The organism is Kaistia defluvii (assembly GCF_026343955.1).
Lineage (GTDB): Bacteria > Pseudomonadota > Alphaproteobacteria > Rhizobiales > Kaistiaceae > Kaistia > Kaistia defluvii.
In genome coordinates this window covers 65,300-87,573 of the sequence record NZ_JAPKNI010000006.1, presented here as the reverse complement: position 1 = coordinate 87,573, position 22,274 = coordinate 65,300, and the positions used below count along the sequence as shown (strand labels likewise).

The 22,274-nt window shown below is 67.9% G+C and carries 17 protein-coding genes; 12 read left to right on the top strand and 5 right to left on the bottom strand.

What is annotated here, in order from left to right:
* Positions 1-49: 49 nt before the first annotated feature.
* Positions 50-442 carry an AtpZ/AtpI family protein gene (locus tag OSH10_RS16355; protein ID WP_266332966.1) on the bottom strand — a complete coding sequence of 131 codons (393 nt, stop codon included), beginning with the start codon at positions 440-442 and terminating at the stop codon, positions 50-52.
* Between the two features lie 229 nt (positions 443-671).
* Here OSH10_RS16355 and OSH10_RS16350 point away from each other — a divergent pair, with 229 nt between their 5' ends.
* From OSH10_RS16350 to smc, 3 genes are all read left to right on the top strand, one after another.
* Entirely contained in the window at positions 672-1,178 is a 507-nt protein-coding gene (locus tag OSH10_RS16350) for a DUF721 domain-containing protein (protein WP_266332965.1), read from the top strand.
* A 137-nt stretch (positions 1,179-1,315) separates the two neighbouring features.
* On the top strand, positions 1,316-1,954 hold the full coding sequence (locus OSH10_RS16345; RefSeq protein WP_266332964.1) for a DsbA family protein: 639 nt from the start codon (positions 1,316-1,318) through the stop codon (positions 1,952-1,954).
* A gap of 177 nt (positions 1,955-2,131) precedes the next feature.
* Positions 2,132-5,593, top strand: a complete 3,462-nt coding sequence (smc, locus tag OSH10_RS16340; RefSeq protein ID WP_266332963.1) for a chromosome segregation protein SMC — start codon at positions 2,132-2,134, stop codon at positions 5,591-5,593.
* Between the two features lie 15 nt (positions 5,594-5,608).
* Here smc and OSH10_RS16335 read toward each other — a convergent pair whose 3' ends face one another.
* Entirely contained in the window at positions 5,609-6,478 is an 870-nt protein-coding gene (locus OSH10_RS16335) for a class I SAM-dependent methyltransferase (protein WP_266332962.1), read from the bottom strand.
* 188 nt (positions 6,479-6,666) lie between these two features.
* Here OSH10_RS16335 and OSH10_RS16330 point away from each other — a divergent pair, with 188 nt between their 5' ends.
* Together OSH10_RS16330 and mutY are read left to right on the top strand one after the other, a co-directional pair.
* Positions 6,667-8,295, top strand: a complete 1,629-nt coding sequence (locus OSH10_RS16330) for an ABC-F family ATP-binding cassette domain-containing protein (RefSeq protein ID WP_266332961.1) — start codon at positions 6,667-6,669, stop codon at positions 8,293-8,295.
* Positions 8,296-8,302: 7 nt separating this feature from the next.
* A complete protein-coding gene (mutY, locus tag OSH10_RS16325; protein ID WP_266332960.1) occupies positions 8,303-9,394 on the top strand; it encodes an A/G-specific adenine glycosylase in 1,092 nt (363 codons plus the stop codon).
* A 42-nt stretch (positions 9,395-9,436) separates the two neighbouring features.
* Here the strand turns inward: mutY and OSH10_RS16320 are convergent, their stop codons facing one another.
* The gene (locus OSH10_RS16320) at positions 9,437-12,685 is read right to left on the bottom strand and encodes a hypothetical protein (protein WP_266332959.1); all 3,249 of its coding nucleotides are present in this window, start codon (positions 12,683-12,685) and stop codon (positions 9,437-9,439) included.
* A gap of 244 nt (positions 12,686-12,929) precedes the next feature.
* On the opposite strand from OSH10_RS16320, the gene OSH10_RS16315 reads away from it, so the two are divergent.
* The 3 genes from OSH10_RS16315 (at position 12,930) to OSH10_RS16305 (ending at position 14,975) form a co-directional block, all read left to right on the top strand.
* The gene (locus tag OSH10_RS16315) at positions 12,930-13,544 is read left to right on the top strand and encodes an HAD family hydrolase (RefSeq protein ID WP_266332957.1); all 615 of its coding nucleotides are present in this window, start codon (positions 12,930-12,932) and stop codon (positions 13,542-13,544) included.
* A 71-nt stretch (positions 13,545-13,615) separates the two neighbouring features.
* A complete protein-coding gene (locus OSH10_RS16310; RefSeq protein WP_266332956.1) occupies positions 13,616-14,077 on the top strand; it encodes an Rrf2 family transcriptional regulator in 462 nt (153 codons plus the stop codon).
* Positions 14,067-14,975 (top strand): NAD(P)/FAD-dependent oxidoreductase, encoded by a 909-nt coding sequence (locus OSH10_RS16305; RefSeq protein WP_266332955.1) that lies wholly within the window; start codon positions 14,067-14,069, stop codon positions 14,973-14,975. The genes OSH10_RS16310 and OSH10_RS16305 overlap by 11 nt, the downstream gene beginning before the upstream one ends.
* A 71-nt stretch (positions 14,976-15,046) precedes the next feature.
* Here the strand turns inward: OSH10_RS16305 and OSH10_RS16300 are convergent, their stop codons facing one another.
* Positions 15,047-16,171 (bottom strand): site-specific DNA-methyltransferase, encoded by a 1,125-nt coding sequence (locus OSH10_RS16300; RefSeq protein WP_266332954.1) that lies wholly within the window; start codon positions 16,169-16,171, stop codon positions 15,047-15,049.
* Between the two features lie 199 nt (positions 16,172-16,370).
* On the opposite strand from OSH10_RS16300, the gene OSH10_RS16295 reads away from it, so the two are divergent.
* From OSH10_RS16295 to OSH10_RS16280, 4 genes are all read left to right on the top strand, one after another.
* Positions 16,371-17,810 carry a vWA domain-containing protein gene (locus OSH10_RS16295; RefSeq protein WP_266332953.1) on the top strand — a complete coding sequence of 480 codons (1,440 nt, stop codon included), beginning with the start codon at positions 16,371-16,373 and terminating at the stop codon, positions 17,808-17,810.
* Positions 17,811-18,005: 195 nt separating this feature from the next.
* On the top strand, positions 18,006-18,686 hold the full coding sequence (locus tag OSH10_RS16290; RefSeq protein ID WP_266332952.1) for an HAD family hydrolase: 681 nt from the start codon (positions 18,006-18,008) through the stop codon (positions 18,684-18,686).
* Positions 18,687-18,701: 15 nt separating this feature from the next.
* Entirely contained in the window at positions 18,702-19,127 is a 426-nt protein-coding gene (locus OSH10_RS16285) for a DUF1284 domain-containing protein (RefSeq protein ID WP_266332951.1), read from the top strand.
* A gap of 65 nt (positions 19,128-19,192) precedes the next feature.
* A complete protein-coding gene (locus OSH10_RS16280) occupies positions 19,193-21,109 on the top strand; it encodes a VWA domain-containing protein (protein ID WP_266332950.1) in 1,917 nt (638 codons plus the stop codon).
* A gap of 21 nt (positions 21,110-21,130) precedes the next feature.
* Here OSH10_RS16280 and OSH10_RS16275 read toward each other — a convergent pair whose 3' ends face one another.
* On the bottom strand, positions 21,131-22,027 hold the full coding sequence (locus tag OSH10_RS16275; protein ID WP_266332949.1) for a formyltransferase family protein: 897 nt from the start codon (positions 22,025-22,027) through the stop codon (positions 21,131-21,133).
* Positions 22,028-22,274: the final 247 nt, after the last annotated feature.

Genomic DNA, 22,274 nt, shown 5'->3' with positions numbered 1-22,274 from the left:
CTTCTTCGCCTGAGTCTGATCGCGGCCAGTGCCGCGACCCTATGGATACCTACTTCTTCTTAGCCCGGCTCGACACCTGCCGGGCTTCCGGCGGCGCAACCTTGCCGACCGCGCGCAAGACGTTCAGGACGCCCGCGACGAACCCAAGCAGCAAGAGCACGATCATCCCCCAGGGGGACGTACCAAGCCAGCGGTCGAACAACCAGCCAAGTCCGGCACCGACCAGCACGCCCGAGACGAACTCTCCAACGATCCGAAACGCCAGGCGCATGCCCTGCGCATTGACTTCGTTCGATGGCTGAGCCCGTTCGGCTGCCTTCGCTTCCTCAGAGGCCTTATCCAGCTTCTGACTCAGCGCCCGCAGCCTCGCCGACAGCGCGGCTTCGTCCTCGGCCATCCGCCTGATCTTCTCTTCGTCACTCGGCGAACCCGTGTCGCTCATCGCGTCATCCTTGCCAAGTACCGAGAAAGCCTCACAAAGCTTATTACCGCCCCGAAACCGCGCGCACCATAGTGACGCCTCCTACCCGTGTCAAGAAGCCGGAACCTATTCGTAAGATATTGATTTCATTGACATTAATCAAATCGTCGCTGAGACGTTTTCACGGAATCAGCGAATCCCTGACGGGCGGTACGTTCACAGCGCCCCAGCATCGTGCGACAAGACGACCATGAGCGACAACACCAACCCCAAGGTCAACCGCGGGCCGCGATCGATCGGCGCGCTGATCGGCAGCGTGATAGCCCCGGTCTGCGCCAAGCGCGGCTTCGCCACGGCCGACCTGATCTCGTCCTGGGCCGACATTGTCGGTCCGCGCTACGCCACGACCACAATGCCGGAAAAGATCACCTGGCCGCGGCGCGACCAGGCCAAGGCGCCGGCCGGCGCGACGCTGGTCATCCGGGTCGATTCGGGCATGGCGATCTATCTGCAGCACGAGACCGGCGTGATTCTCGACCGGATCAACGGCTTTCTCGGTTTCGGAGCCGTGTCGCAGCTCAAGATCGTGCAGGGCGTCGTCGCGACACCGCGCAAGGCCACGGTGGCGCCCGCCCCGCTTTCCAAAGCCGATGAAGCCCGCGTCGTCGACACCGTTGCCTCGGTGGAGAGCGAGGGATTGCGCCAGGCGCTCGAGCGCCTGGGTCGCGGCGTCTATGGCGCCTCCCGGCGGTCCTGAGCCGCGCGGGCAAGGGCCGGCGTGTTCAACTTAACGAGAAACGCCACATTTGATGTGGTAGGTTTCCCGCCAAGCGTGTCATTCGTTCCGCTGTCCGGACGCCATTGCAGCGCCGGGGCAAAAGGAGATGCAGGATCTTGAAGTTCAATCGCAGACAGTTTCTCGGCCAGGCTGGTGTCGGCGTTCTCGCCATCGGCGCCGTTTCGATGCTGCCGGCTTCGGCCCAGGCCGCGGACACGGTCGACCTCGCAGCGTTGCTGAAGCCGGGCCCGCTTGGCGACAACATGATGGGCGATCCCAAGGCTCCCATCACGGTCGTCGAGTACATGTCGCTGACCTGCTCGCACTGCAAGCATTTCCACGACACGACCTGGAAGCCCTTCAAGGAAAAGTACATCGACACGGGCAAGGTCCACTTCATCATGCGGGATTTCCCGCTCGATCCGCTGGCCACCGCCGCGATCATGCTGGCGCATTCCGCCCCCAACGATAACTTCTTCCCGATGGTCGACCTGCTGTTCGACCAGCAGGAGAAGTGGGCTTTCGTCGAGAACCCGGTTCCCGCCCTGCTCGACCTCGCCAAGCAGGTCGGCTTCACGCAAGAGACCTTCGAGCTCACCCTGAAGAACCAGGCCCTGCTCGATGCGGTGAACGCGGTCAAGGAACGCGGTGCGAACGAGTTCGGCGTCAATTCTACCCCGACCTTCTTCATCAACGGGTCCAGGCATCCGGGTGCTCTCTCGATCGAGGAAATGGACAAGCTGCTGGCCGGCTGACCGGCGGCACCGGACCGTATCCGGTCTCGCGAGGGCGCGCTGGCGCCCTTGCGAGCCTTCCTTTCTGTCTGTCCCGACGATCGGCCCTCTCGACCCTGGGAGGGCTTTTGCTATGCAGTTGTTCCGCTTGCCGTCCCTCCGCTCGCAGCCCCTCCCCTCCAGGCCCGGTACCGCGTCATGAAATTCACGCGGCTCCGCGTCCACGGCTTCAAGTCCTTTGTCGAAGGCACCGATTTCCTGATCGAGCCGGGGCTGACCGGCGTGGTCGGCCCGAACGGCTGTGGAAAATCCAATCTCGTCGAAGCGCTACGCTGGGTGATGGGCGAGAGCTCGTACAAGAACATGCGCGCGTCCGGCATGGACGACGTCATCTTCGCCGGCAGCGGCAAGCGCCCGGCGCGCAACACCGCCGAAGTTACGCTCGTCGTAGACAATCAGGACCGGATGGCGCCGGCCGCCTTCAACGATGCCGACATCCTGGAAGTGACGCGTCGGATCGAGCGCGAATCGGGCTCGGTCTACAAGATCAACGGCAAGGACGTCCGCGCCCGCGACGTGCAGCTGCTGTTCGCCGACGCCTCGACCGGCGCCCGCTCTCCGGCCATGGTGGGCCAGGGCCGCATCGGCGAGCTGATCTCGGCCAAGCCGCAGGCACGCCGCGCGGTGCTCGAAGAGGCGGCCGGCATTTCCGGGCTCTATTCCCGCCGCAACGAGGCCGAGCTTCGCCTGCGCGCCGCCGAGCAGAACCTGGAGCGGCTGGAAGACGTGCTCTCCGAGCTCGAGAACCAACTCGAGGCGTTGAAGCGCCAGGCGCGGCAGGCCAACCGCTACCGCAACCTTTCCGCCGATATCCGCAAGACGGAAGCGACCGTCCTTTACCTGCGCATGCTCGCCGCCGCCGTGCAGATGCGCGACGCGGAAACGGCGCTGCAGGCGGCGGGCGAAACCGTGGTGGCCCGCAGCGAGGCGCAGGCTCGCGCGGCCCGCGACCAGGCCGTCGCCGCCAGCAAGCTGCCGGCGCTGCGCGAGGCAGAGGCCGGATCCGCGGCGGCGCTGCAGCGCCTGACACTCGCCCGCGACGCGCTCGACGCCGACGAAAAGCGGATGAAGGAGCGGCTGGTCGACCTCGATCGCCGCCTCGCCCAGCTCAACGAGGACATTCTTCGCGAAGAGCGCATGGTGCGGGAGAACGCGGATATCCTGGCCCGGCTGGACGCGGAGGAGCAGACGCTCCGGGCCGAGGACGCCGAGGCTGTCGGCAAGCAGGCTTCGGCCAACGAGGCGCGCGGCCTCGCCGAGGCCCGGCTCGCCGAGACGGAGCGCAAGCTCGCCGAGGCGACCGCCGCCCATGCCGCGATCGCGGCGCGAAAATCCGAACTGGAGCGCGCGCATCGCGAGACCGGCGAGCGCACCGCCCGCGCCCGCAACCAGCTTGCGGAAGTCGACCGGGAACTGACGGCGCTGGTCAGCCAGATCGCCGCCTTGCCGGGCGTCGTCCCGGCGCAGGCAGCCGTCGCCGCCGGCGAGGCCGCCGTCGCGGAGGCCGACGCCCAGGCCCAGGCGGCCGAGCGCCTGACGGCGCAGGCCCGCGACAGCGAGACCGCCGCCCGTGCGCCGCTGGCGGAAGCCGAGCGCGCGCTTTCGGGCATCGAGACGGAAGCGCGAACGCTGGCCAAGATATTGGGATCCGGGGCGCCGGCCGGCAAGCGCCCGCCCCTGCTCGACACGCTCTCCGTCGCCAAGGGTTTCGAGGCGGCGCTGGCGGCCGCCTTCGGCGATGCGCTGGACGCTTCGGACGACCTCGCCATGGTCGCGCACTGGCGCGATGTCGCGGCGCTGGGCGACGACCCCGCCCTCCCCGCCGGCGCGCAGCAGCTTGCCGCCAAGGTCAAGGCGCCCGACGTGCTGGCCCGCGCGCTGGCCCAGACCGGGCTGGTCGCCCGCGCCGATGGCCCGGCGCTGCAGAAATCGTTGAAGACCGGCCAGCTTCTTGTTTCCCGCGAGGGCGATCTCTGGCGCTGGGACGGCTATGTCGCCACCGCCGAGGCGCCGACGGCCGCCGCCATGCGCCTCGCCAACCGCAACCGTCTGGCCGAACTGCAGGAAGCGGCGATCGGTGCCCGCGCCGAGGTGGAGCAACACCAGGCCGGATTGGCGCAGGCAGCGCTTGCCGCCCGCACCGCGCAGGAACAGGAGCGGATGGTGCGCGAGGCCGGCCGCGCCGCGCAGCGCACGCTGGACGATGCGCGCAGTCGTCTCGCCGCCGTCGAGCGCGAGGCCGGCCGCCTGACCAGCCGGCGCACGGCGCTGGAGGAATCGCGCGAGCGCGTCGTCGCCTCGGTCACCGAGACCGAAGCCCAGCACGCCAGCGCCGCAACCGCGCTCGCCGACGCCGCCGACCCTCTCGCGGCGCAGCAGGAGGTCATGATCCTGCGCGGCACGGTCGCCGAGGAGCGTGGTGCGCTTTCCGAAGCCCGGGCCGCCGCCGATGGCCTGACGCGGGAGTCGGAGGTGCGCCGACGCCGCCTGGAGTCGATGGCGGCGGAACGCAGGAACTGGCAGGAACGCGCCCTCAACGCCGAGAGCCAGGGCCGCATCCTGGCCGGTCGCCGCAAGGAGATCGAGACCGAACGCGCTGGCCTTGCCGACGCACCGGCCGAGATCGAGCAGAAACGGCGGGCCCTGCTTTCGGAAATCGACCGGGGGGAGGCGGCCAAGCGCGACGCCGCCGACGCGCTGCGCGAAGGCGAGCAGGCGCTGTCTCGCTTCGATCGCGCATCGCAGGACGCCATGACGGCGCTTTCCGAGGCGCGCGAGCAGCGCGGCCGGGGCGAAGAGCGGTTGAAGGCGACCCAGGAGCGCCGGCTCGAGATCGAGGCGCGCATCCTGGAAATCCTGGATTGCGAGCCGCATGACGTGGTGAAACTGGCCGAGATCGATGCTTCCGCGCCGATGCCGGACCTCGGCCAGCTGGAGACCCGCCTCGACCGGCTCCGGCAGGAGCGCGAAAAGCTCGGCGGCGTCAATCTGCGCGCCGACGAAGAGGCCGTCGAAGTTGCCGGCCGGCGCGAAGCGCTGATCAAGGATCGCGACGACCTGATCGAGGCGATCCGCCGGCTGCGCCAGGGCATTGCCAACCTGAACCGCGAGGGCCGCGAACGGCTGCTCGCCGCTTTCGACGTCGTGAACGGTCACTTCCAGCGGCTGTTCACGCATCTCTTCGGCGGTGGCGCGGCCGAACTGCAGCTGACCGAATCCGACGATCCGCTGGAAGCCGGCCTCGAGATCATGGCCAGCCCGCCCGGCAAGAAGCCGCAGACCATGACGCTGCTTTCCGGCGGCGAGCAGGCGCTGACGGCGATGGCGCTGATCTTCGCGGTGTTCCTCACCAATCCGGCGCCGATCTGCGTGCTCGACGAGGTCGACGCCCCGCTTGACGACCACAATGTCGAGCGCTTCTGCAACCTGCTGGACGAGATGGCGCGGACGACCGACACCCGCTTCGTCACGATCACCCACAACCCGATCACGATGGCCCGGATGAACCGCCTGTTCGGTGTGACGATGGGCGAACGCGGCGTCAGCCAGCTGGTCTCGGTCGACCTTGAAACGGCCGAGCAGTTCCGCGAGGCGGGATAGACCCGGTCGATCGTTCTAGCCCGGTTTTCGGGCTTCGAAGACCAGCGTCTTGATGGGCATGAGACCGGGATCGGCACCGAACTCCCGGTGAAGCGCCTCGACGAAGGCATCGACGACCCTGTCGGGATCGACGCCGCCGCGCGCCCGGATCTCGGCGATGGTCGGATTGCCGAATACCAGTCCGCGCGCAAAGGCATGGGCGTCGGGAATGACAGCCTGTCGCCGGATGAAGTCCGTCTCAATGTCGGTAAACCCTGCCGCCGCAAGCGATGCGCGGATCGGCTCGGCATCGGCACAGGAAAACGGCACCTTGTAGAACTGCGGCGGATCGTCGGGGAAGAAGCTGGCGATGGTTTCGTGCGCGATCCGGCCGTACGGATTGTCGGCATGAGACCCCCACGTATTGAACAGATAGCTGCCGCCGGGCGCCAAGACGCGAAACACCTCGCGATTGCAGCGGTCCTTGTCCGGAAAGAACATCATTCCGAACTGGCAGGCCACGACGTCGAAGGAATTGTCGCGGAATGGCAGCACCATCGCGTCGGCGGTCTGGAATTCGACCTGTTCGCCGGGCTGGAACTTGGTCTGCGCCCGCTCCAGCATCGGCGCATTCAGATCCGTTATGGTGATCCGCACGCTGGCCGGAAGCCTGTCGCGCAGCTGCCGGGACAAGATGCCGGTGCCGGCAGCGATCTCCAGTACGACCGCAGGATTATGCGCCTCGACGCGTCGAGCGAGATCTTCCGCAGCGACGCGGAAAAGGACCGGCCCGAGCCCCAGATCATAGTGCTCCGGAATATCTCCGACAAAACGGGCGACGTCGCTTGCCATGATCCACCTTCGGTTCGCCACACCTTGAGATAGATCATGGGTGCGGTCCGGCAAGACGCCCGCCCCGATGCCGACATGATTGCGGACTTGGCATACCGGCTTCGGTCGCCTATCTAGGATCGACCGACAGGCGCAGGAGTTCAGGACAATGAAGCAGCAGGCATTCGCGACGGCGTAGTCGCCATATTCCGCCTGTTCCCGGCGCGCCCACCCGCGCCCTGCTTCCGTCTCCGGTATCTCTCATGTCTCTTCGTGCCGCCACGTCGCTCGTGGCCCTGCATGGCGTTTCGTTCGCCACCCCCGACGGCCGTCCACTGCTCACCTCCCTCGATCTCGCCTTCGGGCCGGAACGCACGGGTCTTGTCGGCCGCAACGGCGTCGGAAAATCGACCCTCCTGAAGATCATCATCGGCGAAGCCTTGCCTTCCGCCGGCTCGGTTGAGCGCGCCGGCCGGATCGGGCTGCTGCGCCAGACCGTTCAGCCCTCTCCGCGCGAGACCTCCGCCACCGCGCTCGGCCTCGACGCCGATCTCGAACGGCTCGAGCGGCTGGAGCGCGGGCTCGGCACGGATGAGGATTTTGCCGAGGCGGACTGGACGCTGGAAACCCGCCTGGCCGAAGCGCTCGCCGCCGTCGACCTTGTGGGGCTCGATCCCGGCCGGGCGATCGGCAGCCTCAGCGGCGGCCAGCGCACCCGGCTCGGGCTCGCCGCGCTGCTTCTGGCCGAACCCGACCTGATCCTGCTCGACGAGCCGACCAACAATCTCGACGCCGAGGGCCGCGCCTGCGTGGCGCGCATACTGGCCGGCTGGAAGAAGGGCGCGATCGTCGTCAGCCATGACCGGACGCTGCTGCGCGACATGGATCGCATCATCGAACTCTCGCCCCTGGGCGCCCGCCTCTATGGGGGAAACTACGACCTCTATGCCGAGCGCAAATCGGCCGAACGGGCCGCCGCCGCGCGCGAACTGGAGACCGCCCGGAACGAGGCCAAGGGGACGGAGCGCCGGATCCAGGCCAGCGTCGAGCGCCAGCAGAAGCGCGACGGCCGCGGCGCGAAAAATCGCGCCAGGAACGACCAGCCGAAGATCCTGCTCGACGCCAAGCGCGATCGCAGCGAGCGCACCGCCGGCGCGATCGGCCAGCGCGCCGAACACCAGCGACAGGAGGCGGCGGGGGCTCTTTCCAGCGCTGAAGCCGAGGTCGAGCGCATCGAGACGCTGGGGCTGCGCCTGCCCTCCACCAGGCTGCCGGCGGGCCGGATGGTACTCGCTTTCGACAAGGTCGCGTTCGCCTATCCCGACCGCCCGGCCACCCTTGGCGATTTCAGCCTCACGCTGACCGGGCCGGAGCGCGTGGCACTGGTCGGCGCGAACGGGGCCGGCAAGTCGACCTTGCTGAGGCTCGCTGCCGGCGAACTCCAGCCGACGCGCGGGATCGTGCGGCGGCCGGTCCCCAGCGCCATGTTGACCCAGAGCGTCGATTTTCTCGATCCCGGGCTGTCGATCGTCGCGAATTTCCGCCGGCTCCATCCCGACGCGAGCCTCAACCATGCCCATGCGGTGCTGGCGCGGTTTCTCTATCGCAATCAGGCGGCGCTGAAACCGGTTCATGCTCTTTCGGGCGGCGAGATGCTGCGGGCAGGGCTTGCCTGCGTGCTGGGCGGCGCGACGCCGCCGGGCCTGCTGATCCTCGACGAGCCGACCAACCATCTCGATCTCGATTCGATCGCGGCCATCGAGGCGGCGCTGCGCGAATTCGACGGCGCGCTGCTGGTCGCGAGCCATGACGGGGATTTCCTGGATGCCATCGGGATCGAACGTCGCATCCCCTTCCCGCTCGCTGGCGCGGCAACGCCGTTTCCAGCATGATCCCGGCATGATTCAGCCCATCAGCCCGCCCCGTCCCGCCGATCTGCTCGCGTGGTACGATCGCCATGCCCGCAGGCTTCCCTGGCGGACGCCGCCGGCCGAACGCCGCGCCGGGGTGAAGCCCGATCCCTACCGGGTCTGGCTTTCCGAGATCATGTTGCAGCAGACCAACGTCACGACGGTGAAGCCCTATTTCGAGGCGTTCCTCGCGCGCTGGCCGACGGTCGCCGACCTCGCGGCCGCGCCGACGGAAGACGTCATGAAGGCCTGGGCCGGCCTCGGCTATTATTCGCGCGCCCGAAACCTGAAGGCCTGCGCCGATGCCGTGCTGCGCGAGCATGGCGGCCGCTTCCCGGAAAGCGCCGCTGGCCTGCGGGAATTGCCGGGAATCGGCGCCTATACCTCGGCCGCCATCGCCGCGATCGCGCATGACGAGCCGGCCGCGGTCGTGGACGGCAATGTCGAGCGCGTGCTGTCGCGCGTCTTCGCCGTCGAGACGCCGCTGCCCGCCGCGAAGAAAGAAATCGGCGCTCTGCAGGCACAGCTGACGCCGGAAAAGCGGGCCGGCGATTATGCACAGGCGATGATGGATCTCGGCGCCACGCTCTGCACGCCGAAGCGGCCGGCCTGTTCGCTCTGCCCCTGGGAGACCGCCTGCATTGCCCATGCGCGTGGCACGGAAGAACTCTATCCGCGCAAGGCGGCCAAGGCCGACCGGCCGGAGCGCGCGGGATCCGCCTTCGTCGCCATCCGCGCCGATGGCGCCATCCTGCTGCGCAAGCGTCCCGAGCGCGGCCTGCTGGGAGGGATGACCGAAGTGCCGGGCTCCGACTGGATCCAGGGTTCCGAGCGATCACGGGGACCCGAAGCGGCGCCGCTCGACGCCGATTGGCAGCGCGTCGCCGCGCCCGTCATCCATGTCTTCACCCATTTTCGCCTGACGCTCGACATCTGGCATGCGCGCCTGCCGGACACCCACCCCGCCCCCGCCGACGCCTGGTGGGCGAGCGCGGCGGAGCTGCCGCATGAGGCTCTGCCCAGCGTGATGAAGAAGGCGATCGAGGCGGCGGCCCCCGGAGCGACCCGCAAACGCAAATGACGGCCGGGGACCGGCCGCCATTCTTCCTGTGAGAGTGGCCGCCTATTGCGGCGGCTGTTGCTGCTGGTCCAGTTGTTGCCGGATCATTCGCTGCGGCCGCTGGTTGTCGCCGCCCTGCTGGTTCGGCACGCACTGACCGCGACGGAAGGTGGTTCCATCGGGGCAATCCGGCCGCTTGCGTTCCGGCTGCTGGTTCCGTTGCGGCCGGTTGTTCTGCGGGGGCTGGCTATCCTGCTGGGGCCGGTTGTCGCGCTGGCGCTGGGGCTGCGCGTCGACACAGCGACCATTGCGCAGGCGCTGATCCGGCCCACACTGGACCGGAGCCGGACGAACCTGATCCGGCTTCTCGGCCCTGACGGGTACGCAGCGGCCACGACGCGAGACCGTCCCGTCCGGGCAATCCTGCGTCTGCGGCTGTTGCGGACGACGAATGTCGACGCAGCGACCGTTGCGCAGGCGCTGATCCGGGCCGCACTCGACAGGCGCAGGACGGACCCGGTCGGGCTGCTCCGCACGAACCGGGACGCAACGACCGCGACGCGAGACGGTCCCTTCCGGGCAGTCCTGTGTCTGTGGCTGCGGGCGACGGGCATCGACACAGACGCCATCGACAAGACGCTGGCCGCGACGGCAATCCGGCCTGTCGGGAGTGGGCCGAACCGGCGCGTCGATGCAGCGGCCGCCCCTGCGGATCTGCCCATCGCCACATTCCACCGGGGCGATCGGGCGGCATCGTCCGTTATCGGCCCGCTCCTGGCCACGGGGGCAAGGACGACCCTGCGGCGGCACGCACCGTCCGTTGTTGTCGCGGATCAGCGGCGGACGGCATTCGCCCTGCGGGGGCACGCACCGGCCATTGTTGTCGCGGATCAGCGGCGGGCGGCATTCGCCCTGCGGCGGCACGCACCGTCCGTTGTCGTCGCGGATCAGCGGCGGGCGGCATTCGCCCTGTGGCGGCACGCAGCGGCCATTGTTGTCGCGGATCAGCGGCGGACGGCATTCGCCCTGCGGCGGCACGCACCGGCCATTATTGTCGCGGATCAGCGGCGGACGGCATTCGCCCTGCGGCGGGACGCAGCGACCATTGTTGTCGCGCACCATCGGCGGGCGGCATTCGCCCTGCGGGGGCACGCACCGGCCATTGTTGTCGCGGATCAGCGGCGGGCGGCACTGACCTTGCGGCGGGACGCAGCGACCGTTGAAGTCGCGCACCATCGGCGGGCGGCATTCGCCCTGGGGCGGAACGCAACGACCATAGCGATCCATGAACAGCGGCGGGCGGCAGCCGACCGGCGGCACGCAACGGCCGTTTCGATCCATGAACATGGGCGGGCGGCAGCCCTGCGGCGGCAGGCAACGACCGTCGCGGGTCATGAACATGTCCGGCGGGCAACGCTGCGGAATGCACTGGCCACGGACATAGATTTCGTCGCGCGGGCAGCCGCAATAGCCATTCGGCAGCCGCACCAGGTCCGGCGGGCAGCGCCAGGGAATGCAGCGCCCGTCGACGAAGGTCTCGTAGCGCTCGCAATGCATCGGCGGGGGCAGGCATTCGCCCCGGATGCGGATCATGTCCGGCGGGCAGCCTATGGCGACGCAATAGCCATCGCGGAAGCGCGTGCCGATCGGGCAACTGGGCGGCAGCAGGCAAGCATCCCCGACAAGGAAGGTGCCGACCGGGCAGCCGAGCAGGACCGGCGGCGGCGGAGGCAGCGGTTCGGAGAAGCGCTGCGGTGGTGGCGGCGCCACGGCGCGTCGGCCGGGCGCAGGCGCGGCCTCGCAGGGTAGCGTGACGACGGCGCCCATGTGACCGGAGAAGGCGCTGTCGCCCGGCTTGTCGCCATAGGCGATGAACCAGCTGTTGGTCGGCGGGGCGTTGGTGGGCAGCACGAGTTGGGTGTCATTGCCCTGCAGGCCGTCGACGGGCTCGACGGACGGGGCATCGCCGAGCAGTTGCTCGCCCGTGGACCAGAGCGTGACGGCGCAGGCATTCATCTGGATGCGGCCACTGGAATCATAGCCGCGACCGAGCGCAACGCCGCCGTCGGCATTGCGGTAATCCGGCAGGAGGCCGACCGCGTACTGCTCCGGCATGGGCAGCCAGAGACCGGGCTCGGAATCCGGCTGCGTCTTCGGCCGGAAGCGCAGGACGCGGCTGTTGCCGCCCTCCGCCACATTGGTGAAATCGTAGGCGCCGGTGGGCGGCGCGCGTTCGGCCGCATAGAGCAGGCCGCGATTGTCGAAGGCGATGGAGGAGACCTCCATGCCGGGTCCGGACGAATCGACGGCGGTCTCGAAGCGCGCGTCGCGGGCGAAGGAGCCGTCGCGGTTGATGCCGACCGACCAGATCTCAGGCCCGGCGGCGATGGAATAGAACAGGCGGTCGCCATGGATCGCGAGCGCGAAGACCAGGCGCTCCGGATCGGCGAAGCCCCAGGTCGCGGGCTGTTCGGTATCGAAGGACTGGCTGGCGATATCGACGCGGACCGGCGTCAGCGGCGCTTCGGGCAAGCCGTTGGCCGGGCGCGCTTCCGTGCCATGGTCATAGGTGCCGCGATCGGCGCCATCGAGGCTGAGCTTGTGGATCAGGCCCGTCGCGCGGTCGGCGACGAAGATCTGCTGGCTGCGCGGGTCGTAGGCGAGACCGCCCAGCGAGGCGGCGGCGTTGGCGCCCTCGTCGCCGATATTGGCGAAGAGCGCGACCTGGCCGGTCGTGCCATCGACGCGCCAGATCGAGGTCGGGCCGCCGCGCTGCTCGGCCGGGCCGAACTGATTGGGCAGGAAGCTGGCGCCCTGCAGGCCGTGCAGCAGGCGCTTGAAGCCGCCGCCCGACGCATCAGCGAGGCCGATCGACAGGCCATAGGCCGAGGTGGCGGCGAGATAGATCGAAGGCGCCGGCGCATCGTCGAGCGTGGCGCCGAAGACCTGGCCGACTTGGCCGGCCTTGACGGTGAAGGGCTTGGCCGCTTCGGACAGCCCGCCCTGCGCGCCGAGCCTGGACAGGTCGATGACCCGGGCCGAAGGGCCATCGGCCGGGATGACGAGGTAATCGAGCGGGTCGGCACCGTTTGGCGCCTGTCCCGGCGCCGTGCCGGAGAAACCGGTGACGACAGCGTCCTCGGGACCGACGATCGCCTGTTGCTGCTGCGCCTGGGCCGGCGCTGCGGCAAGGCCCGCGCCCGCCAGCAAGAGCAGGAAGGCACCGGAGAGGCGCCGTGTCCAGATATCCGACAGAAAGACTGCCAACTCCGCGCCGGCCGTCCTCCGCGCCGTCTTCGAGCCCGTAAACATGGTCGCCTCTCCCGGAACATCATCCCGTGACGTAGGTCGCGGCAAAGGACGGAAGAGAAGAGCCGCGGTCCCAGACACGAAACAAGCTAATCTTCTTTGGCCGAAATCTACGCCACCGCAGAAATTCCGGCCAGCGGGAACATTATTAAGGCATGCGAAATTGTCAGTGACCGCCTTCACAGGGTCAAGATGATGTTGCGTCTGATTGTCAGCATACGTTTCCAGGACACGGAGAGCACCCGCCATGAGCGAAATCCGGCATATCGTCTTCGACATCGGCAACGTCTTGCTGCGATGGGATCCCGAGATCCCGTTCCGACGATTGATCCCGGATGAAGCCGAGCGGCGGCAGTTCCTTGCCGAGGTCTGCACGCCGGACTGGAATCTGGAACAGGATCGGGGTCGCAAATGGCAGGACGCGGAAGCGGCGCTGATCGGCGAGTTTCCCGAGCAGGAGGCGCTTATCCGCGCCTGGCGCGCGCATTGGCACGAAATGGTGCCCGGCTCGATCGAAGAGACCCCCCTCATTCTCGACGCGTTGCTCTCGTCCGGCCATGACGTCACCGCCCTGACCAATTTTGCAGACGACACCTTCACCGAGGCGCAGGAGCGGTTTCCCTACCTCCGCCTGTTTCGCGGCATCACCGTTTCCGGCCGGATCGAACTGGTGAAGCCGGATCCGGCGATCTACCGGCTGCATGCCGACACATTCGGCCTCGCCCCGGCCGCGACCCTGTTCTTCGACGACAACGCGGCCAATGTCGAAGCGGCGCGGGCGGCCGGCTGGAAGGCCGAACGCTTCATCGACGCCGCCACGATGCGCGCCGATCTCGCCCGCCACGGCATCGTGATCTCCTGACCAAATCCTTCTCGCCCCTCGCCTTACGGTCTGCTTGACAGCTTCGCATCTCATGTAACATTATTTGTTTCATGAGACACGACAGCAGACTTTCGGGCGTCCTGCACGTCCTCCTTCACATGCTCGAGGCCGGCGAGCCGATCACCTCCGAACACCTTGCCGAGATGATGTCGACCAATCCGGTCGTCGTCCGGCGGATCATGGCCGGGTTGCGCGATGCCGGCTTCGTGCATTCGGAAAAGGGCCATGGCGGCGGCTGGACCGTTACCTGCGACCCCGCCCAGGTCACGCTCGACGACATCTATGTGGCGCTCGGCTCACCGCCGGTCTTCGCGCTCGGCCACCGCTCCGAGAATCCGGCCTGCCTGGTTGAGCAGGCGGTCAACGCCTCCCTGGAGAGCGCCTTTCACGATGCCGAGCAGCTTCTGCTGAAGCGGCTCGGCGAGGTGACGCTTGCCGCCCTCTCCGCCGATTTCCACCAGCGCTACCTCGCAAAGCGGGGCACGAAGAAGGACATAAGCCATGCCGTATGACGCCATCATCATCGGCGGCAGCTATGCGGGCCTTTCCGCCGCCATGCAGCTCGCCCGCGCCCGCCGGTCTATCGCCGTCATCGACAGCCACACGCCGCGCAACCGCTTCGCCGCCGCCTCGCAGGGCTTCTTCGGCCAGGATGGCGCCGCGCCCCGCGCCATGATCGCCCAGGCGCGCGAAAAGCTTCTCGCCTATCCGAACGTGCATTTCATCGACGGCGCGGCGATCCATGCCGAGGCTGTCCCCGCCGGCTTCGCGATCGATCTCGGCCAGGGCGATCGGCTCGAAGCCGCCAAGCTGGTGCTGGCCTTCGGCGTCGTCGACGAGCTTCCCGACCTGCCGGGCCTCGCCGGAAAATGGGGCAAGTCGGTGCTGCACTGCCCCTATTGCCACGGCTACGAGTTCAAGGGGCAGCGGCTCGGCGTGCTCAACGTCATGGAGAAGTCGGTGCATCAGGCGCTGATGATCCCCGACTGGGGCCCGACGACCTTCTTCGTGCATGGCGGCGCGATGCCGGATGCCGAGACGCTGGAGAAGCTCCGCCGCCGTGATGTCGCGATCGAGCCGGCGAAGGTCGTGACCCTCGAAGGAACGGAGATGGATCTTTCCGGCGTGCGCCTCGAGGGTGGTCGGGTGATCGAACTCGATGCGCTCTTCACCGGGTCGCGCACGCGAATGGCGAGCGGAATCGCCGAGCAGCTCGGCTGCGCCTTCGAGGAAGGCATGCTCGGCCCGGTGATCCGCACCGACGCCATGAAGATGACGACGGTGCCGGGCGTCTATGCCGCCGGCGACATTGCGCGCGGCATGCACAATGCCACCTTTGCCTCGGCCGACGGAGTCATGGCCGGCACGGCGCTGCACCAGGCGCTGATATTCGAACCGCTGGCGGCCTGATCCGGCATCGGATCCAGGGCGCCAGCGGCCTGTCAGGACGCCGCGAGACCCGGGAGCCTCGCGGCGTCGGCTCAGCCTCCGGCTGCAGCCAGTTCATCGCGGACGATCTTCCGGAGATCGTCGATCGAGGTCAGTCGTCCATTGTGGTGGACGTGCCAGAACGTCCAGCCATTGCAGGCATCGAAGCCCTGCACCAGCGCGCCGACCCGGTGGATCGAACCCATCATGGCGCCGGATTCCAGCGAGGCGTCGGCCCGGACGCGGGCCTGGTGGCGGCCGCGTGAATCGGTCAGCACGGCGCCCGGAACGATCAGGCCGCGCTCCAGCAGCGTGCCGAATGGAATGCGCGGCTCGGAGCGCTTGCCCTTGAGCAGTTCGAGGGCGGCGGCCGGCGCGGTCTCGACCGCATCGATGCGGGCCTGCGCTGCATCGATATAGGCCTGCTCGCGTTCGACGCCGACGAAATGGCGGCCGAGGCGCTTGGCGACGGCACCGGTCGTGCCCGAGCCGAAGAACGGATCGAGGATGACGTCGCCGGGCTTGGACGAGGCGAGCATGACACGGGCCAGCAGCGCTTCCGGCTTCTGCGTGGGATGTACCTTCTGGCCGTCGCCATCCTTCAGGCGCTCGCCTCCGGTGCAGATCGGCAGCAGCCAGTCGGAACGCATCTGGACGTCGTCGTTGAATGCCTTCATGGCCTCGTAATTGAAGGTGTATTTCGAGCCCTGCCCGCGCGAGGCCCAGATCATGGTCTCATGCGCGTTGGTGAAGCGCTTGCCGCGGAAGTTCGGCATCGGGTTGGCCTTGCGCCAGACGACATCGTTCAGGATCCAGAAGCCGAGATCCTGCAGCATCGCGCCGACGCGGAAGATGTTGTGGTAGGAACCGATGACCCAGAGCGCGCCATCCGGCTTCAGCACGCGGCGCACCGCCAGCAGCCAGGCGCGGGTGAAGGCGTCATAAGCCTCGAAGCTATCGAACTTGTCCCAGTGATCGTCGACCGCGTCGACGACCGAATGATCGGGACGGGTGAGTCCGCCTTCGAGCTGCAGATTGTATGGCGGATCGGCAAAGACCAGATCGACCGACGCGGAAGGCAGCTTCTCCAGCGCGGCAATGCAGTCGCCCTTGATGATGGTGTCGAGCCAGGGTGCCTGGTTCGCGACCTCGATCGGCTTCCGCGCAAGTGCCTTCATTTCCCAACTCCCCGACGCAACAAAATATGCCCCTATGGTTAGCGAACAGGGTGAAGGACCGGTTACGAAGCATGGTTAATCAATTGTAAGCGCACGAAATTGCACGTTTTGGCCAGCTTCGACATCGTTTCGCCGAAAGTCTTGGTTTATGGTTCGGCGTCGAAAGGGCCCGGCGCCGGGCCGCACCATCGAGGCCATCATGATCCGCGGTTTTCTTGCCCTGCCGGCTGCGCTGGCTCTTCTCTGCGCGACCAGCGTCAGCGTGCTCGCCGACGACGTGATGCTCGTGCTCGACGCATCCGCCTCGATGGCCGGAAAGCTCGGACGAGACCGGAAAATCGATCTCGTCGCCGATAGCGTCGAGACCGCGGTCGCCGATTTCCCGACGGAAGCGCGGATCGGCGTGCTCGCCTTCGGCGCCAAGAGCAAGACCAGTTGCACCGACGCCGAAGTCGTCGCGCGGCCCCAGCGCAACAACAACGAGACCGTCGCCGCAGCCGCCGCCAAGCTGCAGCCGCGCGGCAAGGCGCCGCTCGCCGTCGCCGTCGAACGCGCCGCCAACGCGCTCAACTACAAGAAGGAGCGAGCCACCGTCATCGTCTTCGTCGACAAGGTCGAAGCGTGCGACGCCAACCCCTGCGTGCTGGCGGAATCGCTCGCCGAACGGGCCAAGGACCTGACCGTCGAGGTGATCGGCCTCGGGCTCGACGACAAGGATATCGAGAACGTCGCCTGCCTCGCCGAAAAGACCGGCGGCAAGTTCATCAACGCCAAGGACGGCACGGACGTGGCCGGCGGCCTCGCGGCGGCTCTCGCCTCGGCCAAGGCGCCGCCCGCCGACCTGCCCTCCGCCCATATCGAAGCGCCGGCCAAGGTGGAGCAGTCGGCGGTCTTCGACGTCGCCTATGACGGCCCCAAGACCAAGGGCGACCGCGTCCAGATCGTCTGGCCCGGGTTGCCGGCGGGATCGGAAATCCGCAGCGTGCTGGTCGCCAAGGATGGCAAGATCCGCAAGCTGCGCGCGCCGGCCGAACCCGGAACCTACGAGATCCGCTATTACCATCCCGAGCTCAACGTCGTCCTGGCGACGCAGTCGATCGAGGTCGATGTCCGTCCGACCACGGTCACCGCGCCGGACCGCGTCGGCGCCGGCGCGCCGTTCAGCGTCGCCTGGTCCGGCCCGGCCGCCGCTTCGGATGTGATCGAGATCGCGCCGGAAGCCGCCAGCACCAAGCTTGCCGCCATCCACGTCAACAAGGACGGCCGCGCGCTCACCTTCACGGCGCCGATCGCGCCGGGCCGCTATGAGGTGCGCTATCGCTCGGCCGCCGACCAGACGATCGCCGCCAAGGCCGGCTTCACGGTCGACCCGCCATCCGCTTCGCTGAACGGCCCGGCGACCGCCAAGCCCGGCAGCGAGATCAAGGTCGACTGGAAGGGGCCGGCAGCCCGCTTGGACGACGTCGTCATTGCCCGCTCCGAGATGCCGGCCGGCGAGCATGTCACGCTGGCGCGCATCCGCCCCGACAGGGCGACGGTCGTCATCACCGTTCCGAGCGAGCCTGGCAGCTACGAACTGCGCTACATCGCCGGAGACGGCACGGCGATCTTCGCCCGCGCGCCCATCACGGTCCGTTAACCGGCATAGGGCTCGACCCGCATGGATCGGAACAAGACAGTTTCGCCGTGATCTGGTAGAGAGCCCGCTTCTTTCACGCCAGAGATCACGTCCTCCGACCGATCTCTTTCCCGTCCCATCCTGCAACGCGCGATCCGCGTCCGAACCGTTCGTGACGCTGCCGAGATCCCGCTCAGACTGACCGGAAGGTCCTTCATGCTTGTTCTTTTCGATTGCGACGGAGTGCTCGTCGATTCCGAAATCATTTCCTCCCGCGTCGACAGCGAGCGGCTTGCCGCCATTGGCTACGACATCTCGGTCGAGGAAATGTCGCACCGCTTCGCCGGCCTGACCTGGGACCGCATCTCCAAGCTGATCGAGGCCGATCTCGGCCACGCGCTGCCCGAGAACTTCCACGACGAGACCAACAAGGAACTCGATCGCCGCCTGAAGAAAGACCTGCAGATCATCCCGGGCGTGCAGGAAATGCTCGATGCGCTCGATCATCCGCGTTGCATCTGCTCCAACTCCTCGCCCGAACGGCTGAAGATCTCGCTGACCAAGACCGAGCTCTACGACCGCTTCCGCCCCTACATCTTCTCGGCGGTCGCCGTCCGCAACAAGCAGCCGAAGCCGTCGCCCGACGTCTACCTGCATGGCGCGGCCGAATTCGGCGTCGACCCCAGGGACTGCATCGTCATCGAGGATTCGACCCATGGTATCCATGCGGGCCGCGCGGCCGGCATGCGCGTGGTCGGCTTCACCGGCGGCACCCATTCCTGGCCCGGCCATGCCGACGCCCTGACGGCCGCGGGGGCCATCACGGTCATCAACCGCATGCGTGACCTGCCGGCCACGATCGAGGCACTCGCCGCCTGGCACCCCGAGGACGTCTGATCGACGGAGGTCCAGGTGACGATCCGGCTGCGCGCCCACCACCTGCTCTGCATGCTGACCTATGTCGGCAAGGGCTACACGCCGGATTTCTGCACCAACTACGACGAGATCGCCGCGCGCCTGACGCGCGGCGAAGACATCGAGATTGTCGCCGGCCCCGACGATGTCTGTGCGCCGCTGCTTTCGACGAATGACCCGCATTGCCACAAGGACAGCGTGCGGGTGCGCGACGCGGAGGCGGCTGCTGCCGTATCGGGCCTGCTTGAGGCGACGGTCGAACCCGGCTTCTGCTTCACGCTCGACGCAAGCCTGCTGACGCGGTTCCGCACGGCCTTCGCAGCCGGAACCTCGCGCAGCGCCTGCGGCGGCTGCGAATGGTCAGCGCTCTGCGACGGTATCGCCGGCAGCGGTTTTCCGGGCGCCCGCCTCCAGGACGTGTGACCGACGTCACTTGCCGCAGCGGCCTCCTCCCACCCAAGCTGCGCCTTTGCGGATGGGAGGCGGCCATGAAACGAATCCTCAGGCATGTGGCATTGCTCGGCGCGCTGGCGCTCGCCACGCTCGCGACACCAGCACTCTCGGCCGAGCGCGCCATCATCGTTCTCGATGCCTCCGGCTCCATGTGGGGACAGATCGACGGCGAGGCGAAGATGGCGATCGCCCGCCGCACGCTCGAGCAGGCCATGGGCACCGTTCCCGCCTCGCTCGATCTCGGCCTGATCGCCTATGGTCATCGCGAAAAGGGCAGTTGCTCCGACATCGAGCTGGTCGTGCCGGCCGGCCCCTCCGCCAGCACGGGCCCGGAGATCGTGGCGGCCGCCAACGCCCTGGTGCCCAAGGGCAAGACGCCGCTCTCCGCCGCGGTACGGCAAGCAGCGGAAGCGCTCCACTACACCGAGGACAAGGCAACCGTCATCCTGATCACCGATGGTATCGAGACCTGCGACGCCGATCCCTGCGCCGTTGGCGCGGCGCTCGCCGAGGCCGGCATCGACCTCAAGGTGCATGTCGTCGGATTCGGCCTGAGCAAGGCCGAGGGCAGGCAGGTCGCCTGCCTGGCCGAGAACACCGGCGGCCGCTACTTCGACGCCAGCAATGCTGGCCGGCTGGCCGAGGCGCTTTCCGAGACGGTCGCTGCGGCGGCTCCCGCGGAAGAGCCTCCCGCCCCGATCGCCCAGGTCGAAGACCGGCTGCGCGCCGTCGCGCGCCTCTCGTCGACGAGCGAGATCTTTCAGCGCCCCGGCTCCATCCGCTTCGATATCCACAAGGCCCGACCCGAGGGCGGCTTCGAACAAGACATCCTCACCACCGGCTATGCGGGTGAATCCTTCCTCGGCTACGCCGCGTTCGATCTGCCCCCTGGCCGCTATCGCGTCGTCGCCAGCCGCGACCTCGCCAAGGCCGAGGCCGATATCGACGTAACCGCCGGCAAGCCGGCGCTAGTCGACATCACGCTCGATGCGGGCGTGGTGGTCGCGCGCGGCATGAAGACGGCGAGCGAGCCGATCACCGACGACAATCTGCGCTGGGACGTCACCGGCTCGAGCCAGGAAATCGTGACCACCTATGGCACGGGCAGCACCACCGTGATCGCCGCGGGCGCCGCCGACATCACGGCTTCGCTGGGCGCTGCCAAGGCGACGCTGCCCGTCGACGTCCGGGCGGGCGTGACGACGACCGTCGACGTGGTTCTCGGCGCCGGCAGGCTGACGCTCCGCGGCAAGCGCAGCGTCACGGCCCCGGACCTCGACGACAGCATCCGCTGGGACGTCACCGACGCGGCCGGCGAAACGGCGACCGCCTATGGCGGCGCGGTTGATTTCGACCTGCCGGCCGGCCCCTATGCGGTGAAGGCGACGCTGGGCGAGGCGATTGCGGAACTCGCCATCGTCATCGAGGCCGGGCAGACCCTGGAACAGACGGTCGTCGTCGCGACCGGCAAGGTCGTGGCACGCAGCCTGTTCGCCGAGGGCGGGCCAACGGTGAAGGGCGCCCGCTTCGACGTACTCGCGGCCGAAGCCGGCGCCGACGGTTCCCGGAAGGTGATCGCCACCAGCTATGACGACGGCACCGCGTTCGACCTTCCGCCCGGCTCCTATCTGCTCAAGGCCCAGTCCGACATCGCCAGCGGGGAATCGCGCTTCGAAGCCAGGGCGGGAGAGCCGGTCGAAGTTCCCGTCATCCTCAATGCCGGGCTGCTGGCCGTGACGGCGCCTGGGGGCGACCGCCTGGACTTGCTGTCGGAGAAGAAGGACATCTATGGCAAGCATGCGGAACTGGCCACCAGCTATGGCGAAAGCTGGCAGATCACCGTTCCCGCCGGCAGCTATGTCGTGCGCGTCCGCAAGGCCAACTCCAACACCGAGGTGACGGGGTCTGCCATCGTGAAGCCCGGCGAGCGGACGGAAGTGACCGTGGAATAGCATCGAGGCCGGGCGCCGGCCTCAGGGGACCGCCGGCGGCGGCAGGACCGGCGCCTGCCGCAGCATCCAGAAATGCCGCCATCGATTGAGCCTGCGCCAGCCATTCCAGCGCAGCCGGACCCGCACGCGCCGATCGGCGGCATCGAAATCGGCGTAGAACCAGCGCGCCCGAGGCGCGGCACCTGTGACGGGCCCCAGAATGCGAACGAAGCCGATGGCTTCGCGCCCCGGCAGAGGCCGGATCGCGGGGGCGCGGATAAAAGGCATCGTACGGCACCGCCGCGCGATCTCGGTTGCCGACAGATCGGCGGAGAGGAAGAACTCACTCGCCGGCGTGACCCGCTCATAGGAGGCGCGACTCTCGTCCTGCGGCCGCGCGGCGATGCGCCCATCCAGGAATGCGGGAATTGCATCGGTCAGTTCTCCCGCCGCATGGGCGAGCGCCACCGCATATCGACGCTGCGGATAGGTGACAGCCATCTGAGCGATGATCGCTCCCGTATCGATCGAGGCATCCAGCAGGTGGAGCGTCATGCCGGCGGCGTCCATCGCATCATCGCGGATCATCCCCTGCAAAGGCGTCGGCCCGCGATAGCGGGGCAGCAGGGAAGAATGGAAATTGAAACCGCGCCCTTCAAAGAGCGCGAGCATCCCGGGCGGGACGACGTGATGAAAATAGGCCGAGATGAGTACGTCCGCGCCGGTCTGGCGCGCCAGGTGCTCCGCATCCGGCCAACGCGCCAGACGGGGAACCTCGACGCGCGGCACGCCGGCCGCCTCCAGCCGCCTCCCCATCGACCATTGCGGCGCCACGCGCCCCAAGCGGCGGTCGTAGCGCCAGTGATCGTCATGGCCAGCCGCCGTCCAGAAGGCGGCAATTCGATGGCCGCTCGCCAACCAGCGCGCGACGACGGACACCGGAGCTGGAGCCGGGCTGCCGAGGAACAGGGCCGTTAGAGCCAAAAGCCACCTCTCGCCGACGCCGCAAGTCGCACGTCCGGATCCGGTTTCCAAGGCGCGAGCCTAGGATCCGCGCTCCGGGCTTGCAATGGCAGCCAACGCTGAAACGTGGAGCGTCCCTGCCACGGCAACCGGCGGCTTCCCGGCCATCGTGCCGGAAAGCCATATCGAAACCGCGTCGGCTCCGACGCGGTCCAGGAAGGGA

What these genes read in the sequence shown, in the direction of transcription:
- OSH10_RS16355 (WP_266332966.1), bottom strand. Translation starts at nt 442, where the DNA reads ATGAGCGACACGGGTTCGCCGAGTGACGAAGAGAAGATCAGGCGGATG.
- OSH10_RS16350 (WP_266332965.1), top strand. Translation starts at nt 672, where the DNA reads ATGAGCGACAACACCAACCCCAAGGTCAACCGCGGGCCGCGATCGATC.
- smc (WP_266332963.1), top strand. Translation starts at nt 2,132, where the DNA reads ATGAAATTCACGCGGCTCCGCGTCCACGGCTTCAAGTCCTTTGTCGAA.
- OSH10_RS16330 (WP_266332961.1), top strand. Translation starts at nt 6,667, where the DNA reads ATGTCTCTTCGTGCCGCCACGTCGCTCGTGGCCCTGCATGGCGTTTCG.
- mutY (WP_266332960.1), top strand. Translation starts at nt 8,303, where the DNA reads ATGATTCAGCCCATCAGCCCGCCCCGTCCCGCCGATCTGCTCGCGTGG.
- OSH10_RS16320 (WP_266332959.1), bottom strand. Translation starts at nt 12,685, where the DNA reads ATGTTTACGGGCTCGAAGACGGCGCGGAGGACGGCCGGCGCGGAGTTG.
- OSH10_RS16315 (WP_266332957.1), top strand. Translation starts at nt 12,930, where the DNA reads ATGAGCGAAATCCGGCATATCGTCTTCGACATCGGCAACGTCTTGCTG.
- OSH10_RS16310 (WP_266332956.1), top strand. Translation starts at nt 13,616, where the DNA reads ATGAGACACGACAGCAGACTTTCGGGCGTCCTGCACGTCCTCCTTCAC.
- OSH10_RS16305 (WP_266332955.1), top strand. Translation starts at nt 14,067, where the DNA reads ATGCCGTATGACGCCATCATCATCGGCGGCAGCTATGCGGGCCTTTCC.
- OSH10_RS16300 (WP_266332954.1), bottom strand. Translation starts at nt 16,171, where the DNA reads ATGAAGGCACTTGCGCGGAAGCCGATCGAGGTCGCGAACCAGGCACCC.
- OSH10_RS16295 (WP_266332953.1), top strand. Translation starts at nt 16,371, where the DNA reads ATGATCCGCGGTTTTCTTGCCCTGCCGGCTGCGCTGGCTCTTCTCTGC.
- OSH10_RS16290 (WP_266332952.1), top strand. Translation starts at nt 18,006, where the DNA reads ATGCTTGTTCTTTTCGATTGCGACGGAGTGCTCGTCGATTCCGAAATC.
- OSH10_RS16280 (WP_266332950.1), top strand. Translation starts at nt 19,193, where the DNA reads ATGAAACGAATCCTCAGGCATGTGGCATTGCTCGGCGCGCTGGCGCTC.